Annotated in this window: 7 protein-coding genes; all 7 read right to left on the bottom strand. The window is 38.5% G+C overall.

Annotated elements, in window-relative coordinates; translation table 11 throughout:
• Positions 1-130: 130 nt before the first annotated feature.
• Positions 131-1,627, bottom strand: a complete 1,497-nt coding sequence (gltX, locus tag FFM61_RS08780; RefSeq protein WP_074428093.1) for a glutamate--tRNA ligase — start codon at positions 1,625-1,627, stop codon at positions 131-133.
• A 124-nt stretch (positions 1,628-1,751) separates the two neighbouring features.
• Entirely contained in the window at positions 1,752-2,864 is a 1,113-nt protein-coding gene (locus tag FFM61_RS08775) for a PIN/TRAM domain-containing protein (protein ID WP_074428092.1), read from the bottom strand.
• A gap of 20 nt (positions 2,865-2,884) precedes the next feature.
• The gene (radA, locus tag FFM61_RS08770; protein ID WP_074428091.1) at positions 2,885-4,258 is read right to left on the bottom strand and encodes a DNA repair protein RadA; all 1,374 of its coding nucleotides are present in this window, start codon (positions 4,256-4,258) and stop codon (positions 2,885-2,887) included.
• A 13-nt stretch (positions 4,259-4,271) separates the two neighbouring features.
• Positions 4,272-4,814 carry a dCTP deaminase/dUTPase family protein gene (locus FFM61_RS08765; protein ID WP_074428090.1) on the bottom strand — a complete coding sequence of 181 codons (543 nt, stop codon included), beginning with the start codon at positions 4,812-4,814 and terminating at the stop codon, positions 4,272-4,274.
• 100 nt (positions 4,815-4,914) lie between these two features.
• Positions 4,915-5,193 carry a GNAT family N-acetyltransferase gene (locus FFM61_RS08760; RefSeq protein ID WP_074428089.1) on the bottom strand — a complete coding sequence of 93 codons (279 nt, stop codon included), beginning with the start codon at positions 5,191-5,193 and terminating at the stop codon, positions 4,915-4,917.
• 56 nt (positions 5,194-5,249) lie between these two features.
• Complete coding sequence (locus tag FFM61_RS08755; RefSeq protein WP_074428088.1) at positions 5,250-5,792, bottom strand: NlpC/P60 family protein; 543 nt, start codon at positions 5,790-5,792, stop codon at positions 5,250-5,252.
• A gap of 71 nt (positions 5,793-5,863) precedes the next feature.
• Positions 5,864-6,463, bottom strand: a 600-nt coding sequence (locus FFM61_RS09020) for a CHAP domain-containing protein (RefSeq protein WP_218020856.1), incomplete at its 5' end; no start/stop codon positions are given.

Genomic DNA, 6,463 nt, shown 5'->3' with positions numbered 1-6,463 from the left:
GTCAGATTCGCAAGCTATATTTCACAAACTCTTTAAGTCAATTTCACGATTTTCACGCTGTTTGACATAGAGCCAAATAAAAGAGATGATACCTCTACTTCATCGTAATGGCATCATCTCTTATTTTTTATTACAAGAATTCACGAATGTTTGCTAATGTTTGTTCACGTCCAAGTAATTCAAGTAACTCACCTAAATTAGGTCCTTGTTCTTCACGTGTAGTTGCGATACGCAATGGATTCCATAGGGCGCGACCCTTAACATCCAACTCTGATTGAATTTCACGAACAGCCTTCAAAACAGCTGTTGCTGTAAAGATTGGCATTTTTTCAATTTTATCAATAAATAAGTTTAACATATCAGTTACATTATCAGCATTCATCCATTCCTTTGCTGAATCAGGAATATCATTTGCTGCTGGCATTTCAAAGAATACTGGCTTGATAAGTGGCACAATTTGGGCAGTAAATGATACGCCGTCCATATAAACATTCATTACTGAACGTAACCATTGCATCTTTTCTGCCGTTAATTCTTCTGGGTTAACAACTTCTGAATAAACTAATTGTTCAATCAATTTATCAAAAACCATGTTTTGATCAGCCGTCTTAATCCATTGATTGTTAACCCATTCTAGCTTTTTATTATCAAATTTAGCTGGTGACTTTGACAAACGTGCTTCATCGAATAGCTTTACCAATTGCTTTTTATTGAAGATTTCTTTTTCACCAACCGGTGACCATCCCAACAAAACAATAAAGTTTAACAAAGCTTCCGGCAAGTAACCTAATGAACGGTATTGTTCAATAAATTGCAAAACCGTTTCATCACGTTTTGATAATTTCTTACCTGTATCAGCATTAATAATCAAAGTCATGTGACCAAAGATTGGTGCTTCCCAATCAAAGGCATCATAAATCATCAATTGCTTAGGTGTATTTGACACGTGATCATCACCACGCAAAACGTGAGAAATCTCCATCATGTGGTCATCCACAACTACGGCAAAGTTATAGGTTGGCATACCATCAGCTTTTTGAATAACCCAATCACCACCAACAGTTGATGAATTGATTGCGATATGACCTTTGACAATGTCATCCCATGCATAATCCTTATTTTCAGGAACACGAAAACGAACCACATAAGGCATTCCCTTAGCTAGTGCATCTGCCTGAAAGGCTTCAATTTCTGCTTCAGTCATATCTGCATATTCATAGACATAATGTGGCGCTTGCTTAGCAGCAACTTGTGCTTCACGTTCAGCAGCTAATTCTTCTGAAGTTTTAAATGAACGGTAAGCCAAACCACGATCCAACAAATCTTGAATCAATGGCTTATAAATTGACAAACGCTCAGATTGTCGATAAGGACCATATTGTCCAGGATTAGCTGGTGATTCATCCCAATCCAATCCCAACCATGCTAGATTGTCCAACTGTGACTTTTCACCGTCGGCAATATTACGAGTTTGATCAGTATCTTCAATACGGATAATAAATTCACCCTTGTGATGTCGGGCAAATAACCAGTTAAATAATGCAGTACGGGCATTTCCAATATGCAAATGTCCAGTCGGTGACGGTGCGTAACGCACACGGATTTTCTTTTCGGTAGTCTCAGCCATGTTAATCGACACTCCTCTTTTATCTTATAGTTCTATAATAATACATCGATTACTAATATACCGCGCTTTGGCGTGTGTTTCAATGTGTTGCTCTGAATAAATCATTATTTTTTTCAAATATGCGTTAATTAGCAATAACAGTTCCAAAAATCATGCGACCTGCATCAGTCTGCAAAGCTGACGTCACTTCTACGGTAACTGTTTTTTGCAAGTGCTGACGACCTTCTTCGGCAACAACCATTGTCCCATCGTCCAAATAACCAACGGCTTGTTGACGTTCAGTACCATTTTTAACTAATAAGACTGATAAATGATCGCCAACAACAACACGTGGTCGTAATGCACCAGCTAACTCATTAATATTTAGGACCTTAACATTTTGAAACTTTGTGACTTTGTTCAAATTATAATCATTTGTAACTAAGGTACCATTTATTTCTTCAGCTAAGCGAATTAACTTTTCATCAACCTCGCTAATATCTTCATAGTCACCTTCCCACATCTCTAACGGCACATAATTTTTTTCGCGAAGTTCATTTAAAACATCCAAACCACGACGACCACGAACACGTTTCAACGCCTCGCCAGCGTCAGCAATGTATTGCAACTCATACAACACAAAATTTGGCACTAATAATATCCCTTCAACAAAACCAGTTTTTACTAAATCTACAATTCGACCATCGATTAAAATGTTTGTATCTAATATTTTATAATGATGATAGTTTGCTTCCGTTTCAGTTAAGACATCGCCTTGTTCCCCATCATTTTGTGGCCGTATTTTCTTTGTACGACTTGTCAAAACTGTTTGAATCAACTTCCGCCATTCATCAATCCGTGTTGTTCCTAATTTATAACCAAGATAACCCAATAGCACCATCACGATAACAGGTACAACAGCACTTAAAAAGAAATTATCCATATTTTGCAAAGGTACTGTGATGACAACGGCAATGACCAAGCCAATTAAAGTTGTCAATGATCCTATCAATAATAACAATGGTGATTGTTTATTCAAATAGGTTTCAATTCGATGAATCGTACGATCAACTGGACGCCATAACACAAAACTCAACAGATAAAAAATAATAGCACCAAAAATAAAATCAAAAATAACGTTATTAATCCATACATATTTAGTTAAATCTAAAATATCCCAAATTACTGGCATTAACGTTAGTGCAATTGCACCACCAGCTAAAATGAAAATACTTTGAATGATTCGTTTCCGTAACATATCCTGCTCCTTCCCGTTTATTAATCAAGTGCAATTTTTAGAGCTTCTGCTAATGTTTTTGCACCAACGATTTGTATTCCCTGTACCGCTGTTAACTGTTCAGTAACATGCTGTGGCACAAACACCCGCTTAAATCCTAGCTTTTTGGCTTCATTAACGCGTTCAACAACATTTGGCACGCGTCTTATTTCTCCTGTCAAACCAATTTCGCCAATAAAAGCATCTGTTGCGCGTGTTGGTTCATCTTTATAACTAGATGCAATTGCCACTGCCACTGCCAAATCAATTGCGGGTTCATCCAACTTAACACCACCAGCTGCTCTAACATACGCATCCTGATTTTGTAATAATAAATTAGCTCGTTTTTCTAAAACTGCCATCAACAATGAAATACGATTACGATCAATACCTGCAGCAGTACGTTGGGCATTCCCAAAGACAGTTGGCGTAACCAAAGCCTGTACCTCTACCAGAATCGGACGTGTCCCTTCCATAGCAACAACAACAGCTGAGCCACTTGCATCGGCTAAACGTTCTTCTAAAAATAGGTCTGATGGATTAGCAACTTCCATTAATCCACCATGTTGCATATCAAAGACACCTAATTCATTGGTTGATCCAAATCGATTTTTAACTGCCCTTAATAGACGAAAACTACGTTGGTTATCTCCTTCAAAGTAAAGAACAGTGTCAACCATATGTTCTAATATTTTAGGCCCTGCAATTGCACCCTCTTTAGTAACATGACCAACAATAAATATTGTAATATTGTTAGTCTTAGCAATCTGTAGCAATTCTGCTGTTGTTTCCCTGATTTGCGATACCGATCCCACAGACGAACTAACATCTGGTTCCTGCATTGTTTGAATCGAATCAATCACCACAAAATCAGGTTTGGCTTCATCAATAGCTTGTCGAATCTGTTTCATATCTGTTTCTGGAAATAGCAAAAAATCTGAATCACCGCGAACTCCTAAACGCTCAGCTCTTAGCTTAATTTGCGAAGCACTTTCTTCACCAGCTACATATAAAATCTTACTACCCGCATTCGCTAATTGACCTGATATTTGAAGTAATAAGGTTGACTTACCAATCCCTGGATCACCACCAATTAAGACCATTGAGCCAGGTACAATGCCACCACCAAGGACACGATTAAATTCATCATTTTCCGTTCTTATACGTGGTGTTTCTTCAATGTTAACCTCGTCTAGCCGTTCTACCTTTGCAACTTGTCCTGCTAAATTGACACGTGATTTACGATCAACTTTTTCTGGTTGCATAACCTCTTCAACAAACGTTCCCCAAGCACCACAGTTAGCACAACGCCCCATATACCGTTGTGATACAAACCCACAATTGGAACAAACAAATTGGGTTTTTGTTTTTGCCATAATTCACCTCTTTCTATTTAATACCAGAACTACCAAATCCACCCTGTCGTGTTTGTTTTACTTGCTGTTGATCATTGTCCGTTACTAAGAACGGCATAAAAATCCCCTGACCAATCCGTTCACCTTTGTTAATTGTGATATCTTTAAGACCCCAATTGATCATTTGAATAAAGATTTCACCTTCATTTTTAGGATTATCTACATAATCCGCATCAATAATACCAACACCGTTTGGCAAGATCAAACCACGCTTTAACGGATTTGACGAACGATTAGCAATCAATAAATATTCATTTTCACCCATATATGCCTTGATCCCAGTTGGTACGAGCAGTGGTTTTAAAACCTTGGTTGCTTTTTCATCATCAACACTTGCTATCGTTTCATTATGCCTAATTTGCCATAAAATTTTCAAAAATGGTAATCGCCAAATTGATGGCAAAACAAAACTTTCAGCAGCCTGAAAATCATATCCAGCTGCTCGTTGCGTTGCGCGCATCGGCAAATTCAAATTATCATGTTCATACTTTTTTACAATCGAAAATCCTCGTTGCATATGTCCTATTCCTCTCAAATATGTTCTCACAGATAAGTATATCTTAAATTTATGAAAATTAAAAAGCACTCGTCAAAATAACGCGTGCTTTCAAATAAACTTAATCTTTATAAGCTAATTTTTGATATTCTTCGTGTCTAAAAAAAGCTTGCCGCGCATACGTGCAAACCGGCTTCAACTGCACATCCGCCTCTTTTGCTCGATCAATAACTTCAGCTAATAATTGACCAGCAATACCTTGACCACGCAGGCTAGGATCAACATAGGTATGATCAATTGACCATACTTTACCACCTAAAATCGCTGGGAATAATATCTCAGCGCCTACAATACCATCTGTTTCATGAAACAGGCGACCAGGTTCATACGTAAAATTCATATTAAGCCTCCTCTCACTCATTATAACTAATATTTCATGTTAATTGCTGAGAATAACTATCGAATGGCGCCCACAAAATCTGGTAACCACTTTCGTGAAATATATTTTATAACAACTTTTTCAGATAACATATCAACAGTAATGTACTTACCACCGCCAATATAAATTCCAGCGGTGGTTGGTAACGCTGCCGTTCCCCATACTAACAAGTCACCCGGTTGCGTTTCATTAATAGGTAATTGTGCCACTGCTTTTATCTGATTACTGATTTCATTTGGAAAACCAATTCCTTCGACATTATTAAAAACATACTGAATTAACCCAGCGGTATCAAAGCCACTTTCCAGGTTATTGCCTTCTTTTTGATAAGGTACACCTAAAACATCATTAACTACCGATCTTAAAGGCACACACAAGCTTTCCATAATCATCTGTAGCATTGTTCTTTGTATACGTGCACCCGTCATTTTACGAGCAAATGTTGAAGCGGTAACTTCAACTGGTTTATCCGCTAGTGGGGGTTTGAATAATATTTCAGCATCAATAACTTCATAATCATTAAAGTGAATCACTCGACCTGGTTCTATTTTAAATGGCATTGTTTAATTCTCCTTAATTAAAGATATAAAAAAAGACTCGAAAGCGAGTCTCCTTAAATAATAGCTTTTTATTATTGGTGAATGTAACCTGAAACTGATGAAGTAGAGATTGTACGAGTGTTGTACAACTTACCTGCATAGTTTGATTCTGAAATAGTAATCGTACCATCTCCATTTACAGAATCTACAACAGCAACGTGACCATAACCACTAGCACCACCAACACCTGGTGCAAAGTATGCTACAGCACCAACTGAGGCAGTACCATTTACAGTGTGACCAGCTGCTGATGCTGATGCTGGCCATGCTGAAGCGTTACCCCAGTAGTTACCAACCCAACCTAAATCACCCTTAACAAACCATGTGCATTGTCCGTATGGGTAAGTGTTACCAGCCGTATTTGTTGATGCAACTGTAGTAGGCTTTGCAGTCGTAGTAGCTGCCACGTGTTGTGGTTGCGCAGCGGCTGATTGTGCAGCGGCCTTAGCGTTTGCTGCTGACGTTGCGGCTGATTGTGCAGCTGCTGATTCTGCGGCTGCCTTAGCGTTTGCTGCTGACGTTGCAGCTGATTGTGCAGCTGCTGATTCTGCGGCTGCCTTAGCGTTTGCTGCTGACGTTGCAGCTGATTGTGCAGCTGCTGATTCTGCGGCTGCCTTAGCGTTTGCTGCTGA

The sequence above is a fragment of the Weissella hellenica genome (assembly GCF_005405545.1).
GTDB lineage: Bacteria > Bacillota > Bacilli > Lactobacillales > Lactobacillaceae > Weissella > Weissella hellenica.
Note: the sequence above shows the minus strand (reverse complement) of the source record. Positions and strands in the feature narration are given on the sequence as shown.

Excerpts from the sequence above, each read along its gene's own strand:
- FFM61_RS08765 (WP_074428090.1), bottom strand. The coding sequence starts at position 4,814 with ATGCAACGAGGATTTTCGATTGTAAAAAAGTATGAACATGATAATTTG.
- radA (WP_074428091.1), bottom strand. The coding sequence starts at position 4,258 with ATGGCAAAAACAAAAACCCAATTTGTTTGTTCCAATTGTGGGTTTGTA.
- FFM61_RS08760 (WP_074428089.1), bottom strand. The coding sequence starts at position 5,193 with ATGAATTTTACGTATGAACCTGGTCGCCTGTTTCATGAAACAGATGGT.
- FFM61_RS08775 (WP_074428092.1), bottom strand. The coding sequence starts at position 2,864 with ATGTTACGGAAACGAATCATTCAAAGTATTTTCATTTTAGCTGGTGGT.
- FFM61_RS08755 (WP_074428088.1), bottom strand. The coding sequence starts at position 5,792 with ATGCCATTTAAAATAGAACCAGGTCGAGTGATTCACTTTAATGATTAT.
- gltX (WP_074428093.1), bottom strand. The coding sequence starts at position 1,627 with ATGGCTGAGACTACCGAAAAGAAAATCCGTGTGCGTTACGCACCGTCA.